Annotated in this window: 16 protein-coding genes; 6 read left to right on the top strand and 10 right to left on the bottom strand. The window is 60.5% G+C overall.

Annotated elements, in window-relative coordinates:
- Positions 1–52: 52 nt before the first annotated feature.
- Positions 53–961, bottom strand: coding sequence for a TauD/TfdA family dioxygenase (locus OQ248_RS09465; RefSeq protein WP_265812682.1), 909 nt, complete (start codon positions 959–961; stop codon positions 53–55).
- A 180-nt stretch (positions 962–1,141) separates the two neighbouring features.
- Here OQ248_RS09465 and OQ248_RS09470 point away from each other — a divergent pair, with 180 nt between their 5' ends.
- A complete protein-coding gene (locus tag OQ248_RS09470; protein ID WP_265812683.1) occupies positions 1,142–2,062 on the top strand; it encodes a LysR family transcriptional regulator in 921 nt (306 codons plus the stop codon).
- Between the two features lie 96 nt (positions 2,063–2,158).
- On the opposite strand, the gene OQ248_RS09475 is transcribed toward OQ248_RS09470, so the two are convergent.
- Complete coding sequence (locus tag OQ248_RS09475; RefSeq protein WP_265812684.1) at positions 2,159–3,172, bottom strand: ABC transporter substrate-binding protein; 1,014 nt, start codon at positions 3,170–3,172, stop codon at positions 2,159–2,161.
- A 304-nt stretch (positions 3,173–3,476) separates the two neighbouring features.
- Here OQ248_RS09475 and OQ248_RS09480 point away from each other — a divergent pair, with 304 nt between their 5' ends.
- Genes OQ248_RS09480 through OQ248_RS09490 form a run of 3 tightly spaced genes read left to right on the top strand, consistent with a single transcriptional unit; the run spans position 3,477 to position 7,512 of the window.
- The gene (locus OQ248_RS09480) at positions 3,477–5,075 is read left to right on the top strand and encodes an ABC transporter permease (protein WP_265812685.1); all 1,599 of its coding nucleotides are present in this window, start codon (positions 3,477–3,479) and stop codon (positions 5,073–5,075) included.
- On the top strand, positions 5,072–5,887 hold the full coding sequence (locus OQ248_RS09485; protein ID WP_265812686.1) for an ABC transporter ATP-binding protein: 816 nt from the start codon (positions 5,072–5,074) through the stop codon (positions 5,885–5,887). Before OQ248_RS09480 ends, OQ248_RS09485 begins: the two co-directional genes overlap by 4 nt.
- A 14-nt stretch (positions 5,888–5,901) precedes the next feature.
- On the top strand, positions 5,902–7,512 hold the full coding sequence (locus tag OQ248_RS09490; RefSeq protein ID WP_265812687.1) for an arylsulfatase: 1,611 nt from the start codon (positions 5,902–5,904) through the stop codon (positions 7,510–7,512).
- A gap of 234 nt (positions 7,513–7,746) precedes the next feature.
- On the opposite strand, the gene OQ248_RS09495 is transcribed toward OQ248_RS09490, so the two are convergent.
- Positions 7,747–8,820, bottom strand: a complete 1,074-nt coding sequence (locus OQ248_RS09495; RefSeq protein ID WP_265812688.1) for a fatty acid desaturase — start codon at positions 8,818–8,820, stop codon at positions 7,747–7,749.
- 100 nt (positions 8,821–8,920) lie between these two features.
- On the opposite strand from OQ248_RS09495, the gene OQ248_RS09500 reads away from it, so the two are divergent.
- Positions 8,921–9,925, top strand: coding sequence for an AraC family transcriptional regulator (locus tag OQ248_RS09500; protein WP_265812689.1), 1,005 nt, complete (start codon positions 8,921–8,923; stop codon positions 9,923–9,925).
- Between the two features lie 3 nt (positions 9,926–9,928).
- On the opposite strand, the gene OQ248_RS09505 is transcribed toward OQ248_RS09500, so the two are convergent.
- From OQ248_RS09505 to OQ248_RS09515, 3 genes are all read right to left on the bottom strand, one after another.
- A complete protein-coding gene (locus OQ248_RS09505; RefSeq protein ID WP_265812690.1) occupies positions 9,929–11,152 on the bottom strand; it encodes a type II toxin-antitoxin system HipA family toxin in 1,224 nt (407 codons plus the stop codon).
- Entirely contained in the window at positions 11,145–11,393 is a 249-nt protein-coding gene (locus OQ248_RS09510; protein WP_265812691.1) for a helix-turn-helix transcriptional regulator, read from the bottom strand. Before OQ248_RS09510 ends, OQ248_RS09505 begins: the two co-directional genes overlap by 8 nt.
- 94 nt (positions 11,394–11,487) lie before the next feature.
- Positions 11,488–12,180, bottom strand: coding sequence for a Crp/Fnr family transcriptional regulator (locus OQ248_RS09515; protein WP_265812692.1), 693 nt, complete (start codon positions 12,178–12,180; stop codon positions 11,488–11,490).
- Positions 12,181–12,265: 85 nt separating this feature from the next.
- On the opposite strand from OQ248_RS09515, the gene OQ248_RS09520 reads away from it, so the two are divergent.
- Positions 12,266–12,790: an Mpo1-like protein gene (locus OQ248_RS09520; RefSeq protein WP_265812693.1), complete on the top strand. Its 525-nt coding sequence runs from the start codon at positions 12,266–12,268 to the stop codon at positions 12,788–12,790.
- Positions 12,791–12,843: 53 nt separating this feature from the next.
- On the opposite strand, the gene OQ248_RS09525 is transcribed toward OQ248_RS09520, so the two are convergent.
- The 4 genes from OQ248_RS09525 to OQ248_RS09540 form a co-directional block, all read right to left on the bottom strand.
- The gene (locus OQ248_RS09525; protein WP_085733384.1) at positions 12,844–13,833 is read right to left on the bottom strand and encodes a sulfate ABC transporter ATP-binding protein; all 990 of its coding nucleotides are present in this window, start codon (positions 13,831–13,833) and stop codon (positions 12,844–12,846) included.
- A gap of 3 nt (positions 13,834–13,836) precedes the next feature.
- Positions 13,837–14,709: a sulfate ABC transporter permease subunit CysW gene (gene cysW, locus OQ248_RS09530; protein ID WP_085733385.1), complete on the bottom strand. Its 873-nt coding sequence runs from the start codon at positions 14,707–14,709 to the stop codon at positions 13,837–13,839.
- A 13-nt stretch (positions 14,710–14,722) separates the two neighbouring features.
- The gene (gene cysT / locus OQ248_RS09535) at positions 14,723–15,541 is read right to left on the bottom strand and encodes a sulfate ABC transporter permease subunit CysT (RefSeq protein ID WP_007952818.1); all 819 of its coding nucleotides are present in this window, start codon (positions 15,539–15,541) and stop codon (positions 14,723–14,725) included.
- Positions 15,542–15,611: 70 nt separating this feature from the next.
- The gene (locus OQ248_RS09540) at positions 15,612–16,625 is read right to left on the bottom strand and encodes a sulfate ABC transporter substrate-binding protein (RefSeq protein ID WP_265812694.1); all 1,014 of its coding nucleotides are present in this window, start codon (positions 16,623–16,625) and stop codon (positions 15,612–15,614) included.
- Between the last annotated feature and the right edge of the window lie 3 nt (positions 16,626–16,628).

The raw sequence follows: 16,628 nt of genomic DNA on the forward strand, positions 1-16,628 counted from the left end.
TCCCTCTCCCTCTGGGAGAGGGCGGGGGTGAGGGGCTTTTGATCTTTTGATCTTAATCGCGCCCTTTGATGGTCTGGCTACGCTGCCCATTCGCCCCGACCGGCACCTCCCCTTTCAGCGTCACCCGACGCACCACGCGATCCTGAGTGCCGTAATCATCAATCGCATAATGCTGCGTCGAGCGGTTATCCCAGATCGCCACATCACCGGTCTTCCAGCGCCAGCGCACGGTGTTTTCCTGACGAATCACATGACTCTGCAACAAGCCGAACAGGTGCGCCGAATCAGCCTGGGAGTAACCCTTGATGCGTTTGACGAAATGCCCCAGCAGCAAGCTTTTTTCGCCGCTGATCGGGTGTACGCGGACCACCGGATGTTCAGTCTCGTAGACGGTCGAGGTAAAGATCTTGCGATAGCGCTCAAGCTTCTCCGCCGACACATCCGGCTTCGCCCCGGCGTAGTCGTATTCGTTGCTGTGCACGGCCACCAGTTTGTCCGCCAGCTCACGCAATTCGGTCGGCAGTTCGTTGTACGCCGTCGCGGTGTTCGCCCAGAGGGTGTCGCCGCCGAATGCCGGGGCCACCACCGAGCGCAGGATCGAGGCCTTTGGGTAGGCATCGACGAAGGTCACGTCGGTGTGCCAGGAATTGGCGCGCTGCCCTTCGGCGCCGTCCAGTTCCAGCAGGTAACGGGTGCCCTCGCGGGACGGAACGGTCGGGTGCGCCACCGGTTCGCCGAGCAGATGGGCGAAGGCTTCCTGACGTTGATCGTCAAGCTGGGTCTGCTCGCGAAAGAACACGACCTTGTACTGGACCAGCGCCTGTTGAATGGCTTCAACCGTTGCGGCATCCAGTTCACCGGACAGGTGCACGCCACGGATTTCGGCACCGATACGGCCGGCCACCGGATGAATGTCCAGCGCGTGGACAGCGGGTTTTACAGCGAGTGCGGCATTGCTCATGGGTAGACCCTCATCGACTGCTTGCGGTTGGACGGCAGCGAAACAACGCTCTATCTATATTCCATTTACATCTAATAGATATTCACATGCTTCGTTGACGGAATAAGAGCTTGCATTTAAAACCTCAAGCAACCTCGTCGCAAATGCCTTCGAGCTATTTTTAGGATGCCGGAAAAGCATATGGATCTTCGCCAGTTGCGCTACTTCATCGCCCTCAACGAACACCGCAGTTTTGTCCGCGCGGCCGACGCCATGGGCATCACTCAACCGGCGTTCAGCCGCAGCATTCAAGGGCTGGAGCAGGAGTTCGGCTGTGTGCTGGTGGATCGCGGCAACAAGGATCTGCGCCCGACGCCCGAAGGCCAGGTGGTGTTGCAACACGCCCTGACGCTGGTGCAGGGCGCGGCATTGCTCAGCGCCGAGGTGACGCAGATGACCAAGCTCGACGCCGGCGAACTGCACTTCGGTTGCGGACCGGCGCCGGCGGTGAAACTGGTGCCGGATGCGGTGGCGCAATTCATCAATGCGCACCCGAAAGTGCGCACCTGTTTTCAGGTGGATAACTGGGAAAAACTCAGCCGCGCCTTGAGCCGCGAGGAGATCGAGTTCTTCATCGCCGACATCCGCCATTTCGAATCCGACCCGAACTTCCAGACCCAGCCGCTGACGCCCAAGCGCGGGGTGTTTTTCTGCCGGCCGGGGCATCCGCTGCTGGCCAAGGAAAGCTTGTCGACCAACGATATGTTCGACTACCCGCTGGCGACCACGCTGATCCCGCCGGGCATTCGCAAACTGCTGGCGAACCTCAGCGGGCGGATCGATTTTTCCCCGACCATCGAGACCGAGCATTTCCCCGCGCTGGTGAAAGTGGTGCTGCAATCCAACGCGATCGGTGTGGGCACTGAAGAGGCGTTTGTCGAGGACATCGCCCAGGGCTCACTGGCGCTGCTGCACTGGCGCAACCTGCCGCAGAATCTGGAAAGCATGAATGCGCAGTGCGGGATTGTGAGCCGCACGGGATTCCGGCTGTCACCGGCGGCGCGGGCGATGATCGAGACGCTGGTGGCGGTGGATAAACAGGAAATCAGCGTCGCGGTTTGAAGTCGTCATCGCCAGCAGGCTGGCTCCCACAGGAAAATGCATTCCAATTGTGGGAGCCAGCCTGCTGGCGATGAGATTTGTTCTGACGCTAAAAATTCAGAGCTTCGCAGCCGCCAGCTCAGGCGCCACCCACTCGTTCACCTTGAACGGTTTGCGGATCAGCTTCTGCTGCGCCGCCAGATCCACCTTGCCCTGCAGATTTTCGAGGAACAGCGGATCCAGTGTCGACGGGAATACTTCGCTCAGATTCTGATCCTTCAGATCCTGAGTCAGGATCACCGGCGGATAGCTCGCCAGCCCAGAAACCAACTGCACGTAAGCGTCCTTGTTGCCGTCCTGGGTCAGCCACTCCACCGCCTGTTGCTGCGCCTTGAGCAGCTTCGCCACGGCCTCCGGATGTTCATCGACAAACTTGCCGGTGCCCACCAGAACCGACTGCACACTGCCGGCGCCACCGAGATCCTTGGTGTTCAGAGGCAACTCGGCCAGACCTTTGGCCTGCAAGGCGGTCAGCCCGGAGCTGCCCCACGATGCATCGATCTGCTTCGCCGCCAGCGCCGCTACCGCTGCGTTGAAATCAAGGTTGATCACCTTCACGTCCTTCTCGCTCAGGCCCACGCTGGCCAACGCGGCATCGAATGACAACTGGGTCGCGGTGCCCCGGAAGATCGCCACGCGCTTGCCTTTGAGGTCCTGTAACGTCTTGATCCCCGAACCCGGCACCACGCCCAGATATTGCTTCACACCCCGGGCGCTGGCACTCAGCAGCCGTGTATCCAGCCCGTTTGACTTGCCGATGATGGCCGCCAGATCCCCCAGATAAGCCAGATCCACCTGGCCGTTGGCGAACGCCTCGTTGATCACCGGGCCGGCGCCCTTGAAGAAGCTCCACTGAATCTTGATGCCCTGATCGGCGAAGGCCTTTTCGAAGATCTGCTGATCGCGCAGCACGTCCACGATGCCCCCGCCGCTGTGTTGAGTACCCGCGCTCAGATCAGGCACGGCAATCCTGATTTCCTTGAGCTCGTCGGCCTGGGCAGAGAACGCCAGCAGGCCCGCCAGTGCCGGCGCGGCAAACAGACTGATGACACGTTTGAAGGGAAGGTTCATGGGTGCGGCTCCTGATCACGGCGGGCATTGAGGAGCCGAAAGTAGGCGCAATCCGCATCAGCACTTAAATACTTAAAAAGCACATTTTTATAGCTTTTCAAGCTAAGCCAGCAAAGTCGGGACATGCAGGCCGGTATGCATGGAGAGCATCGAAAATATTCTTCGAATGCATTGGATGCGTGCAGGGCTGGAGGCCTTAAATGGCGCTGCTTATCTCCAAAATGATTATTTTTTAATTTACTTATAACAATTAGTTCACCGCTAATTCCGCTGACACGATCCAACCCGACAACGGAGGTCACCCATGGCCCGTGAATCCCTGCTCAGCCTGCCACTGGCCGCACCGCCGTTGAAAAACCGGCGCACCTGGCCAAGCCTGAGTCATCGCGTTTTACCCTGGATATTGCCGCTCGGACTGTTCGCCCTGTGGTGGCTGGCGGCGCGCAATCAATGGATGAGCGAACAGATCCTGCCGGCGCCATCGCTGGTGTGGAACAGCGCAATCGAGCTGTCCCAGGGCGAGTTGTGGAGTCATCTGTGGATCAGCCTGCAACGTTTGTTCTGGGGCTTGTTGGCGGGCGTTGCCGCTGGCGCGGTACTCGGTGCGGCGCTGGGCTTCAGCCGTCGTCTCGAACGCCTGATCTTCCCGACTTTCGCCGGCCTGGCCCAGGTGCCGACGCTGGCGTGGATTCCGCTGTTCATGGTGTTTTTCGGCATCGGCGAGACGCTGAAACTGGTGGTGCTGGTCAAGGCCATCGTGGTGCCGGTGACCCTGCACACGCTGGTCGGCGTGCGCGATGCGCAACCGAAACTGCGCGAAGCCGCCGCTGTTTTACGTTTGCCGCCACGCCTGTTGATTCGCCGACTGGTGTTGCCCGCCGCCCTCCCCGCGTTCATGGCCGGCGTGCGTCTGGCGCTGGCCGCTGGCTGGACTTCGCTGCTCGCCGTCGAGCTGCTGGCCTCCAGCGAGGGCATCGGTTACCTGATGGTCTGGGCGCGACAGCTGTTCATGCTCGATATCGTGTTCGTGTGCATCGTGGTGATCGGCCTGATCGGCGTGGCGATGGATCGCGGCATCGGCCTGCTGGACAAAAAACTGGTGCACTGGCCGCACCCGGCCACGGCGGAGATTCGTCGCGGCCCGCGCTATGAAGGCTGGCAGCGCGTGCAGCCGTGGCTGTTGCCGTTGGGGTTGTTTGCGCTGTGGCAACTGGCGGTCGATCAGCAGTGGGTCGACGCCAATATTCTGGTCAACCCGTTGGCGGTGCTTGAGGCGACGAAAAACGGATTGCTCGACGGCACGTTGATCTCCGGCATGGCCCTGAGCCTGGGCCGCACACTCGGCGGCCTGTTGATTGGCGGCGGCCTCGGTCTTGTTCTGGGCTTGCTGCTGGGTCTTTCGCGCACCAGCGAACGCGCGTTCGGCCCGACCCTCGCCGCCCTGCGGCAGATCGCGATTTTCGCCTGGGTGCCGCTGCTCACCGCGTGGTTCGGCCTGGGCGAACTGGCGAAGTGGGTGTTCGTCGCCCTCGCCGCGTTTTTCCCTCTGTTCATCGCCACCCAACGCAGCGTCGCCAACCTTTCGCCGCAACTCAACGAAGCCGCGCAGGTATTGCGCCTGAGCCTCGCTCAACGCCTGCGTCGACTGGTGTTGCCGGGCGCTGCGCCGGGGATTTTCGCCGGCCTCAGATTGAGCCTGATCTATGCCTGGCTCGGCACCATCGGCGCCGAATATTTCATGCCGTCCAACGGCGGCATCGGCAGCCAGATGATCGGCGCCCAACAACTGCTGCGCATGGACCTGATCATGGCCGGGATGCTGCTGGTCGGCCTCACCGGCGCCCTGCTCAACCTCATTGGCCAACGCCTGGAAATCCGCGCCACCCGCTGGAGACACGCATGAACGCACCGATTGTCAGCTTCAACCACGTAGGCAAATCCTTCGACGTCGACGGCTTCGAACTGGAGGCGATCCGCGAATTCAACCTCGACATCTCCGAGGGCGAATTCGTCGCCATCGTCGGCTCCAGCGGCTGCGGCAAGTCCACCTTGCTGCGCTTGCTGGTGGGCCTCGACACCCAGTTTCGCGGGCAGATCAGCGTCGATGGCAAAGCCGTCAGCGGCATCGGCGGCGAACGCGGCATCGTGTTTCAGGAACACCGTTTGTTCCCGTGGCTGACGGTGGCCGACAACATCGGCCTGGGCCTGGTGAACGAGCCGCTTAGCGCCGCTGAAAAGCAGCAACGCATCAACGATTTCATCGAACTGGTGGGCTTGCGCGACTTCACCCGCGCCTACCCGCATCAACTCTCCGGCGGCATGGCCCAGCGTGTGGCGATTGCTCGCGGACTGGTGGCGAGCCCACGCATCCTGCTGCTCGACGAACCCTTCGGCGCCCTCGACGCGCTGACCCGCCAGCAGATGCAGGACGAACTGCTGGCGATTCGCGAGCGGGCAAAGATCACCACGATTCTGGTCACCCACGATGTCGAGGAAGCGATTTTCCTCGCCGACCGCGTGGTGGTGATGGAACCGCGTCCCGGCCGGATCAAACAGGTGGTGGACATCGCCCTGCCCCATCCACGCCAGCGCAGCAGTTTCGACTTCCACCAGTTGCGCGAAGAGCTGCTGCACGAATTGACCAGTGACGACCATTACCAACCGAGCGTGCCGGTACAGATCCGTGATCTGCCGTTGTCGTTCATTGCCTGCTGAACAGGAGCCTGTTGATGCCGCAACGTCCCAACTTTCTGGTGATTCTGGCCGATGATCTCGGCTTCTCCGACATCGGTGCCTTCGGCGGCGAAATCACCACGCCGAACCTCGATGCCCTGGCCAACAACGGTCTGCGCCTGACCGACTTTCACACTGCACCAACCTGCTCGCCGACCCGCTCGATGCTGCTCACCGGCACCGATCACCACATCGCCGGCATCGGCACCATGGCCGAAACCCTGACCCCGGAGCTGATCGGTAAACCGGGTTACGAAGGCTATCTGAACGACCGTGTCGTCGCGTTGCCAGAGCTGCTGCGCGAGGCCGGTTATCAGACCTTGATGAGCGGCAAATGGCACCTGGGCCTGACCGCCGAACTGGCGCCCCACGCCCGTGGCTTCGAGCGTTCGTTCTCGCTGCTGCCCGGCGCGGCGAACCACTACGGATTCGAACCGACCTACGATGAGCACACGCCCGGTCTGCTGAAATCCACCCCGGCGCTGTACATCGAGGACGACACGTTCATCGATGAACTGCCCAAGGATTTCTATTCCTCCGACGCTTTCGGCGACAAGCTGCTGCAGTACCTCAAGGAGCGCGACCAGAGCCGGCCGTTCTTCGCCTACCTGCCGTTTTCCGCACCGCACTGGCCGCTGCAGGCGCCCGCCGACATCGTCGAAAAATACCGTGGCCGCTACGACGCGGGGCCGGAAGTACTGCGCCTTGAGCGTCTGGAAAAACTTAAATCGCTGGGGCTGATCGAGCCGGATGTCGAACCGCATCCACTGATCCAGCTGACCGCGCAATGGGCTGCACTAAGCGATGAGCAGAAGCAGATTTCCGCCCGTGCGATGGAGGTCTACGCCGCGATGGTCGAGCGCATGGACTGGAACATCGGCCGCGTCGTCGACTACCTGCGTCAGCAAGGTCAGCTCGACAACACCTTCATCCTGTTCATGTCCGACAACGGTGCCGAAGGCGCGCTGCTGGAAGCCTTCCCGAAATTCGGCCCGGAGCTGGTGACCTACCTGAGCCAGCATTACGACAACAGCCTCGACAACATCGGCCGCGCCAATTCCTACGTCTGGTACGGGCCGAACTGGGCGCAGGTGGCGACCGCGCCGTCACGCCTGTTCAAGGCGTTCACTACAGAAGGCGGGATTCGCGTTCCGGCGCTGCTGCACTATCCGCAGCTGCCGCTGAAAGGGCAGATCAGCCATGGTTTCGGCACAGTGATGGACATCACGCCGACCATTCTCGATCTGGCCGGGGTGCGGCATCCCGGCAAGCAGTGGCACGGTAAACCGGTGGCCGCGTTGCGCGGTAAATCGTGGCTGGGTTTCTTGTCCGGCGAGACGGCGCAGGTGCATGACGAGCACACCGTCACCGGCTGGGAGCTGTTCGGGCGCCGGGCGATTCGGCAGGGGCAATGGAAGGCGGTGTGGATCCCCGGGCCGGTGGGGCCGGCGACCTGGCAGCTTTATGATCTGGGGAGTGATCCGGGGGAGATTCATGACCTGGCGTCGAGTCAGCCGCAAAAGCTAGATGCGCTGATCGAGCATTGGCAGCGGTATGTGGAGGAGACCGGGGTGATTCTCAGCGAGTCGCCGTTTCAGCCGGATTAAGGGGGCAAGATCAAGAGCCCCCTCATCGGAACGCCGCCCGCCCAGCCCTCTCCCCCAGGAGAGGGAGCAGACCGAGGTGTATTGCGTTATACGTCGACCTGGAAAACCGAGTCGATTATGGATTCGGTACATCAGGATCAGGTCGACGTACTTCTAAAATATCCCCCAATCAGTCCCCTCTCCCTCCGGGAGAGGGTTAGGGTGAGGGCTGGTTCTTCAGCCGAACATGCAAAGTCAGTTCACCTCAATTGCCTTACCCGCCAACCCTTCATTCTCCTTACGAACAAACCTGTTCGCCCGCCCAAACGTCCCGAAATCGTTGAACCGAACCCCCATCTCCCGCATCACCTTATGCGCCACCGGCACCGTCAACTGGCGAATGTAGAAAGGCTCCTTCACCACAAAATGATGAATCCCGTGGCTACTGCCAAAGTTGAAGCAGAACGCCTGCAACGGCCACAGCCACCACGGATTCAGCACCTGGCACTGCTGCAACACATTGCCCGGCTCCACATCGCCGTAGTAATGCATGTTCGAGCTGATGAAGTGCAGGCAAAACGTACGCAACACATTCGGCCCGATGATCACCACGGCGGCAATATCGATCACTTGCATCACCGACAACATGGTCGCTGACCATTCAATCGGCGAGCCAATCAGGTAAGCGATACCGTTGGCCGCGTGGAAGCCAAGAAACACATACCACGCGCCCCAATGCACCAGCGCCAGCGGCGCGTAGACCTTCAGCGAACGCTTGATGATGCTGAACTTGTGCGCCCAGGTCGTGGCCCGGAGCATGCGGATGAACGCCGACATTACGTTGTCACCGACCATCAGCAACCGCGCAACCCCCCAGGGCTCGCCGTTGGTGATCGCCCGTTCTTCCATGTCGGTTTCAGTACCGGAAACCTTGTGATGATTGAGGTGCAGATGGCGGCGGATCCACGGGTTGATGGTGCTCGGCCGCGCCAGCCACACCAGCCCCATCATCAGGTTGTGCGGCACGCGCTGTTTGCGGAAATACATGCTGTGGATCAGGTCGTGCTCGAGTTCGTGGGTCAGCGAAGCGAAGAAAGCATTGAGCAGCAGACACGCCCACCACGCCATGTGCCCGGTGATGTAGAGCGCCGCCGAACCGATCATCCCGGCCAGAGCAAAGGCCAGAATCGCCGCGCCGAGGGCATCCTGATGGTTGAGAATCGGGTAGCGCTCGCGCAGCTCGACGCCTTTGGCCAGCACCACTTCGCGAATATGCGCTGATCGCTGGGCAGCATTGTGTCGCTGGGGACTTGCAGAAGTACGGTCCATGCTTCCATCCTCTGGTTATTGATGTTCGCATCCTGCCCCGCGCGGGGTCCGGACGCGGTAGCCGAGAACGCCAACCTGTTGACCGGAAGCGCCAATCAGCATGAAGGAACCGACTTCTCTCGCCAGCTGGACCCGTGCCCTGCGCAAGCAACTCGACGCGCTGGGGCTGGACAGCACTGCCCTGTGCCAGCAGGCCGGGCTCGATCCGCAATTGATGGACGACCCGAATGCGCGCTATCCGTTGTCCGCGACGACACGCCTGTGGGAAATCGCGGTGCAGGTCAGCGGTGATCCGGCGATCGGTTTGCGGGTGTCGCGGTTCGTCAGCCCCACGACGTTTCACGCGTTGGGCTATGCGTTGGTGGCCAGCGGCAGCCTGCGGGAAGTGTTCGAACGGATCGTGCGTTATCACCAGGTGGTCAGCGACGCACTGGAGTTGGAGCTGACCCGCACCGAAGACCGCTACCGGTTTCGCCTGAAAATCCCGGCCGACAACCCGGCCCCGGCGTTCGAAGCCATCGACGCCTTCGCCGCAATCTACGTGCGCACCTGCCGCAATCGCCTGGGCCGCGACTACGCGCCACTGGCGGTGTATCTGCGTCGGCCTGCACCGGCCGATGAGCACCAGTGGCACAAAGTGTTCCGCTCGCCGGTGCATTTTTCAGCCGAAGAAGACCGCATCGAATTCGCCCTCACCGACTTCGACAGCCACCTCGACGACGCCAACCCGGAGCTGGCCGAGCACAACGAAGCCGTGCTCAAACGCACCCTCGCCCAGCTCAAGCCCCTGACCTGGGAGCGCAAGGTGCGCGACGCCATCGAAGAACAACTGCCCGAAGGCGAGCCCAGCGCCGAACGCATCGCCCAGGCCCTGCACCTGAGCCTGCGCAGCCTGCAACGTCACCTGGCGGACGAGGGTTGTCGCTTCGACACCCTGCTGAATGAAAGCCGCGAGAACCTCGCGCTGCTGCACCTGCGTGATCCGCAATGCTCGCTGAGCGAGGTGAGTTATCTGCTGGGATTTGCTGATACGAGCAGCTTCAGCCGCGCGTTCAAGCGCTGGACGGGGATGACGCCGGGGCAGTTTCGTGATCAGTTGCGTTGAGTTTCAACCTTTTAGCAAGCTGCGCTCTATTCCTGACGACCACTGTTCGATCATTGCAACACCTACCTCTCCAAACTCGGGATGGTGTTGGATGTACTCTGACATGTCGACCATCGCCGCCTGCATGCCTTGAGCAACTTGTTGCAGCAATTCATTACAACGGGCCTCCGTCAAATTGCATGCTGTACGACCGAAACGCATCAGCACTTTGTACTTTGGCCAAGCCTTCGAGCCGCCCAGCAGCAACGCCATGCTGTCGTTCTTGATATAAACCGAAGTGGTGATGATGTCGTAGGCCGGTGCCAGCCTGATTGAGGACTGTTCGCCGCAATTTTCATAAAGCACGCCGAAATTTTTCAGATGGGCGTCGCCGTTTTTCAATCCTGCTGACAACGCCACAATCTTGAAAAAAGCTTCCAGCGCCTGACCGAGCAGCTTTGGTGATACAAATGCCTTGATCTGTCGAGCTGCACCTTCGTACGAACCGTCGTACTTGGCTCTTGATGGCCAGCCGTTGAGCACACAGAAATCCTCGAAACCTAGATAGCCCGTATCGCTCAAATCAAATCGCTCAACTACCAAAAATTTGCCATGAGCACTGAGCTCAAACTTCGGCACCTCGAGACCACAGTATTGCGCAGCACACATACAGAAAAATTCGTTGGTCGCGAGTTCCGGATACTCATCAGCACGGAAGGCTTTCACCAAGTGTGTAGAACTCCGATGAGTCAAGCGATCGACGGCAGCGGCACTATCGCGCACCAATACTTTGGGTTGCACGCCTGACACTCCGGAATACTGACCGTAGGCTTGCAACAGATCATCGAACAGACCTTGGGCACCGTCATGGACCAGTAAATCGGCCAGTGATGTTTCTGGTGGGCGATCCATCTCCGGTGCACTGGCAATTGCCAACCGACCCAGTTGGTGCGGACCGACGATTGCCAACAAGGCAAAATCGTCAAAGCCGCGGACCGCTTTGCTGAAGCGACGGACCAACTCATCACGCAGTGCACCTTCGGGCAGGTTCATCTCGAAGACCGGATGAATACCACGCTCCCAGCCATAGCTTTCCAGGCGGGTCGGCATCGTCAGAGATACTGCGTTTTCAGCTTTGGCATCTTCTCTGTAACTGAAGACGCTATCCAATCGAGCCTGCCCGCGACCGAGTGTTCCGACCGCGTGACCACCGACACAGATGTGCAATCTGTCTGGAGACTCAGTCATGGAAGTTCACCTGCTGCAAAGTCTCCAGCGTTGGGCGTCGCGATTGTCGGGGCACTGCGGTGAGTTCGTAACCAAAACCATTGAGGATCGCTTCGACCTTACGCAGACCTATCTCAGAAACCGTATTGTTTTCTATCCCCGAGATCGTCGCGCGGCTCATGCCATATTGTTGAGCCAAAGCCTGCTGTGAAAGTTTTTGCGCCTTTCGAAGGCTTCTGATCAATTCACCGATTTGTTCCATTGCACGAACCTGCATTGTTTACAGTGCATAAGGCACACTTATTAATATATGCATCGTATTTAATACAATTCCAGCAAGTCTAGCCTATTTCATACTATGAGCTTCGGATCGTTGCCAAAGCCCGCAATCGGACGGCATCAAGGATTTCGATCTCGCCATAACTCAACCCGATAATCCCCTGCCCCTGCAGCTCCTTGAGGATCTGGTTGGTGGTCTGCCGCGACAGCGCCAGCATCGACGCCAACTGTTCCTGGGGCAGTTGCAGCACCCGGCGTGGCGGATCAAGTTCGCCGTAGCCTTCGGCGATCATCAGCAGGCGATGAGCCAGACGCGCCGGGGCCGGCAGCAGGCTCAGCTGTTCAAGATTGATGAAGGTCAGGCGCAGTTTGTGGCTCATCAACAACGCCAGATGCCGCCAGTACACAGGGTGTTCGTCGAGCAGCTTCAGCAGAGTGGCCTGAGGAATGTTCAGCAGGGTACAAGGCCCGACCGCGTAGGCATCATGGGTGCGGGGCTGGCCATCGAACAGGCAGATTTCGCCGAACCAGTGTGGCGCTTCCACCAGGCTCAGCAACGCCTCCTTGCCCTGCTCGCTGACCGCGCCGATACGTACCGCGCCGTCGAGCACCGCGTACAGCCCGCACGGCGCATCACCGCGCTGGAACAGCCGCTGCCCCACCGCCATCCGCCGCTCCTTCGCCGCCGCCAGCAGACTATCCTGAAAGGACGAAGGCAGATGACTGAACCATTGCCCGGTCAGCAGGCGCTCGCGCCAGACCTTATCCATGCGTTCTCCTAAAGATTGTCGCCTGCCTGACAGAGCGAACCGTTTGCCCGGGGCATGATTCGATCACCCTACAGGAGGAACAACAATGAAAAGCCTCGTCGATCATTTGAGTCAATACGCCGCTTACCACCGTGACCCGCGCAACATCGCCAGCCACTTTATCGGGATTCCGCTGATTGTGGTGGCAGTGGCCGTGCTGTTGTCGCGGCCGGAATGGTCGGTAGGCGGATTGTGGATTTCCCCGGCGGTTATTGCGGCCCTCGCTTCGGCGTGGTTTTACCTGCGTCTGGAACTGAAGCTCGGGGTTCTGATGACCGTGTTGATGGGGTTGTCGGTCTGGGCCGGACATGTTTTGGCGCAGCAGAGCACTCTGGTCTGGCTGAGCGCAGGCCTGACGATGTTTGTGATTGGCTGGGCGATCCAGTTTGTCGGACACCACTATGAGGGGCGCAAACCGGCGTTTGTGGATGACTTGAGCGGGCTGATTGTCGGGCCGTTGTTTGTGGTGGCGGAACTGGCGTTCATGCTCGGGATGCGCCATGAACTGAAAGAGCAGATCGAGGCGCGGGCGGGTGTGGTGCGGGTCAATCCGAATCGTGCGGCTGCCTGAACCACAGGATGATTCGCCCGTTCCCACGCTCGGCGTGGGAATGGGCGATGCTTTCAGAGGCTGGCGACTTTCTGCCAGACCTTCGGCTTGAAGAACAACGTCTCACCCTTGGCCAACCCGGTCAGGCTGTCGTGATCTTTCACCACTTCCGCCTCGATCAGGTCAGTCTGGCCTTCAACCTTCAACGTCACCCGCGTGGTCGCGCCCAGCGGACGGATGTCGCGCACTTCAGCGGCGTGGTGATCCTCCAGCTCATGTCGCGACAGCGACACTTCGTGCGGGCGGAACAGTACGTGGTTGTCATCCCCCAGATGCAGACGGTTCGAGTCGCCGAGGAAGTGATAGACGAAATCGCTGGCCGGGTTCTCGTAAACATCGCCCGGTGAGCCGATCTGCTCGATCACGCCCTTATTCATCACCACGATGCGGTCGGCCACTTCCATCGCCTCTTCCTGGTCGTGGGTCACGAACACCGAGGTCAGGTTGATGTCTTCGTGCAGGCGCGCCAGCCAGCGGCGCAGCTCTTTTCGCACCTTGGCATCAAGGGCGCCGAACGGTTCGTCGAGCAGCAGCACTTTCGGCTCTACCGCAAGGGCGCGAGCCAGGGCGATACGCTGACGCTGACCGCCGGACAATTGCTCCGGATAACGATCCGACAGCCAGTCCAGTTGCACCATGTTCAGCAGCTCGTGAACTTTGGTCGCAATCTGGCTTTCGCTCGGGCGCTGGTTTTTCGGCTTCATGCGCAGGCCGAACGCGACGTTGTCGAACACGGTCATGTGGCGGAACAGGGCGTAGTGCTGAAACACGAACCCGACGTTGCGATCCCGCACGTCATGGCCGGACACGTCTTCGCCGTGGAACACGATGTTGCCGTTATCCGGGGTTTCCAGACCGGCAATAATCCGCAGCAAGGTGGTCTTGCCGCAGCCGGACGGGCCGAGCAGCGCCACCAGCTCACCGCTGTGGATGTCCAGGCTGATGTTGTCCAGCGCCTTGAACGCATTGAAATTCTTGCTGACGTTACGCACTTCGATCGACATGAATTATTCCTCCGCGGCGCTGGCGCGCAGGCGGTTGATACGGTTTTCGCTCCACTGCTTGAGCAGCAGGATGAAGAGCGCCAGGATCAGCAACAGGCTCGCCACGGCGAACGCGGCCACGTGGTTGTATTCGTTGTAGAGGATCTCGACGTGCAGCGGCAAGGTGTTGGTCACCCCGCGAATGTGCCCGGAAACCACCGACACCGCACCGAACTCACCCATGGCCCGCGCGGTACACAGCACCACGCCATAGATCAGGCCCCATTTGATGTTGGGGACGGTCACGTGCCAGAACATCTGCCAGCCGTTGGCGCCGAGCAGGCGCGCGGCTTCCTCTTCCTGAGTGCCTTGTTCCTGCATCAGCGGGATCAGCTCACGGGCCACGAACGGCACGGTGACGAAGATCGTCGCCAGCACGATGCCCGGCAGGGCGAAGACGATCTGGATGTCGTGATCCTGCAGCCACGGCCCGAACAGGCCCTGGGCGCCGAACATCAACACGTAGACCAGACCGGCGATCACCGGCGAGACCGAGAACGGCAGGTCGATCAACGTCACCAGCATGCTCTTGCCACGGAACGAGTATTTGCTCACGCACCACGCGGCGCTGACACCGAACACCAGGTTCAGCGGCACCGAAATCAGCACGGCGATCACGGTGAGTTTCAGGGCCGACAAGGCATCCGGTTCAAAGATTGCGGTGAAGAATGCGCCGAGGCCGTTCTTCAACCCCTGCGACACCACGATGAACAGCGGCAACAGCAGAAACAGGAAAAAAATCAGCCAGCCGAGGCCAATCAGAACTCTGCGCGAAGTGGCGCTGCCACGGCGGGCGGCGTTGGCCGAGGAAGCGGCCGCAATAGACGATTGGGACATGGTTCGCGCCTCCTTATGGGGTTTCGATGCGCCGCTGCAGCAGGTTGATCAGCAGCAACAGGACGAAGGAAACCACCAGCATCAGCACGCCGATGGAAGTGGCGCCGGTGTAATCGTACTGGTCGAGCTTGACCATGATCAGCAGCGGCAGGATTTCGGTTTTCATCGGCATGTTGCCGGCGATGAAAATCACCGAGCCGTACTCGCCGACGCCACGGGCGAACGCCAGGGCGAAACCGGTCAGCCACGCCGGCAATAGCGCCGGCAGCAGGATGTGGCGGAACACCTGCAACGGCTTGGCACCGAGGCACGCCGCCGCTTCTTCGACTTCACGCGGGATGTCGGCAAGCACCGGCTGCACCGTGCGCACCACGAACGGCAGGGTCACGAAGGTCAGCGCCAGGGTGATCCCGAGCGGGGTGTAGGCAATCTTGAAACCGAGGTCGGCGGCGAACTGCCCGACCAGCCCGGTCGGCGTGTACAGCGCCGTCAGGGCGATACCGGCCACCGCGGTCGGCAGGGCGAACGGCAGATCGATCATCGCGTCGATCACCTTGCGTCCCGGGAACGTGTAGCGCACCAGCACCCAGGCCAGCAACGTGCCGATGATGCCGTTGATGATCGCGGCACACAGCGCGGTGCCGAAGCTCAGCTTCAATGCAGCGAGAACGCGGGGTGCGGAGATGATCGTCCAGAACTGATCCCAGGTGAGTTGGGCGGCGTGGACGAACATCGCCGCCAGCGGGATTAGCACAATCAGGCTGAGGTACACCAAGGTGTAGCCCAGCGTCAGCCCGAAGCCGGGTATGACGGGGGAGATACGACGCGACATAAAAGTCCTTGGTTTGAGAACGCGCAAAGCCCCGAACATAAATCCGGGGCTCGTTTTAGGCTATTGAAACTTACTGCGCCTGATAGATCTGGTCGAACACGCCACCGTCGTTGAAGAATTTCGGCTGTGCGGTTTTCCAGCCGCCGAAGTCCTTGTCGATGGTCACCAGCTCCAGTTTCGGGAACTGCTGGGCGTACTTGGCTGCCACGTCCTTGTCACGCGGACGGTAGAAGTTCTTCGCCGCGATTTCCTGGCCGGCCGGGCTGTACAGGTGCTTGAGGTAGGCTTCGGCGATCTGCTCGTTGCCCTTCTTCTCGGCGTTCTTGTCGACCACCGCCACCGGTGGTTCAGCGAGGATCGACAGCGAAGGCACGACGATGTCGAACTTGTCCTTGCCGCCGTCTTCTTTCAGCGCCAGGAAGGCTTCGTTTTCCCAGGCCAGCAACACGTCACCCTGACCGTTGTTGACGAAGGTGATGGTCGAGCCACGGGCGCCGGTGTCCAGAACCGGAACGTGCTTGAACAGGGTCTGTACGTATTCCTTGGCTTTCGCTTCGTTGCCGCCGTTGGCTTTCAGGCCGTAGGCCCACGCCGCGAGGAAGTTCCAGCGTGCACCGCCGGAGGTTTTCGGGTTCGGGGTGATCACCGAGACGTCGTTCTTGACCAGGTCACCCCAGTCCTTGATGCCTTTTGGGTTGCCCTTGCGCACCAGGAACACGATGGTCGAGGTATACGGGGTGCTGGCGTCCGGCAGACGCTTCTGCCAGTCGGCCGGCAGGGTCTTGCCGAGTTTGGCGATTTCGTCGATGTCGCCGGCCAGCGCCAGGGTCACGACGTCGGCGCGCAGACCGTCGATCACCGCACGGCCCTGCTTGCCCGAGCCGCCGTGGGATTGCTGGATTTTCACGGTGTCGCCGGCATGCTCTGCCTGCCAGTACTTCACGAATTCGGCGTTGTAATCCTGATACAGCTCGCGGGTCGGGTCATACGAAACGTTGAGCAGTTCGTAATCCTTGGCAACCGCGGAACCGGCAAACACAGCGCTGGCCAGGACGGCCAGAGCGTAACGGCGAATCGACGACATGGT

It is taken from the genome of Pseudomonas sp. COW5, assembly GCF_026240005.1.
Classification (GTDB): Bacteria; Pseudomonadota; Gammaproteobacteria; order Pseudomonadales; family Pseudomonadaceae; genus Aquipseudomonas; species Aquipseudomonas kribbensis.

What these genes read in the sequence shown, in the direction of transcription:
- OQ248_RS09465 (WP_265812682.1), bottom strand. Translation starts at nt 961, where the DNA reads ATGAGCAATGCCGCACTCGCTGTAAAACCCGCTGTCCACGCGCTGGAC.
- OQ248_RS09470 (WP_265812683.1), top strand. Translation starts at nt 1,142, where the DNA reads ATGGATCTTCGCCAGTTGCGCTACTTCATCGCCCTCAACGAACACCGC.
- OQ248_RS09475 (WP_265812684.1), bottom strand. Translation starts at nt 3,172, where the DNA reads ATGAACCTTCCCTTCAAACGTGTCATCAGTCTGTTTGCCGCGCCGGCA.
- OQ248_RS09480 (WP_265812685.1), top strand. Translation starts at nt 3,477, where the DNA reads ATGGCCCGTGAATCCCTGCTCAGCCTGCCACTGGCCGCACCGCCGTTG.
- OQ248_RS09485 (WP_265812686.1), top strand. Translation starts at nt 5,072, where the DNA reads ATGAACGCACCGATTGTCAGCTTCAACCACGTAGGCAAATCCTTCGAC.
- OQ248_RS09490 (WP_265812687.1), top strand. Translation starts at nt 5,902, where the DNA reads ATGCCGCAACGTCCCAACTTTCTGGTGATTCTGGCCGATGATCTCGGC.
- OQ248_RS09495 (WP_265812688.1), bottom strand. Translation starts at nt 8,820, where the DNA reads ATGGACCGTACTTCTGCAAGTCCCCAGCGACACAATGCTGCCCAGCGA.
- OQ248_RS09500 (WP_265812689.1), top strand. Translation starts at nt 8,921, where the DNA reads ATGAAGGAACCGACTTCTCTCGCCAGCTGGACCCGTGCCCTGCGCAAG.
- OQ248_RS09505 (WP_265812690.1), bottom strand. Translation starts at nt 11,152, where the DNA reads ATGACTGAGTCTCCAGACAGATTGCACATCTGTGTCGGTGGTCACGCG.
- OQ248_RS09510 (WP_265812691.1), bottom strand. Translation starts at nt 11,393, where the DNA reads ATGGAACAAATCGGTGAATTGATCAGAAGCCTTCGAAAGGCGCAAAAA.
- OQ248_RS09515 (WP_265812692.1), bottom strand. Translation starts at nt 12,180, where the DNA reads ATGGATAAGGTCTGGCGCGAGCGCCTGCTGACCGGGCAATGGTTCAGT.
- OQ248_RS09520 (WP_265812693.1), top strand. Translation starts at nt 12,266, where the DNA reads ATGAAAAGCCTCGTCGATCATTTGAGTCAATACGCCGCTTACCACCGT.
- OQ248_RS09525 (WP_085733384.1), bottom strand. Translation starts at nt 13,833, where the DNA reads ATGTCGATCGAAGTGCGTAACGTCAGCAAGAATTTCAATGCGTTCAAG.
- cysW (WP_085733385.1), bottom strand. Translation starts at nt 14,709, where the DNA reads ATGTCCCAATCGTCTATTGCGGCCGCTTCCTCGGCCAACGCCGCCCGC.
- cysT (WP_007952818.1), bottom strand. Translation starts at nt 15,541, where the DNA reads ATGTCGCGTCGTATCTCCCCCGTCATACCCGGCTTCGGGCTGACGCTG.
- OQ248_RS09540 (WP_265812694.1), bottom strand. Translation starts at nt 16,625, where the DNA reads ATGTCGTCGATTCGCCGTTACGCTCTGGCCGTCCTGGCCAGCGCTGTG.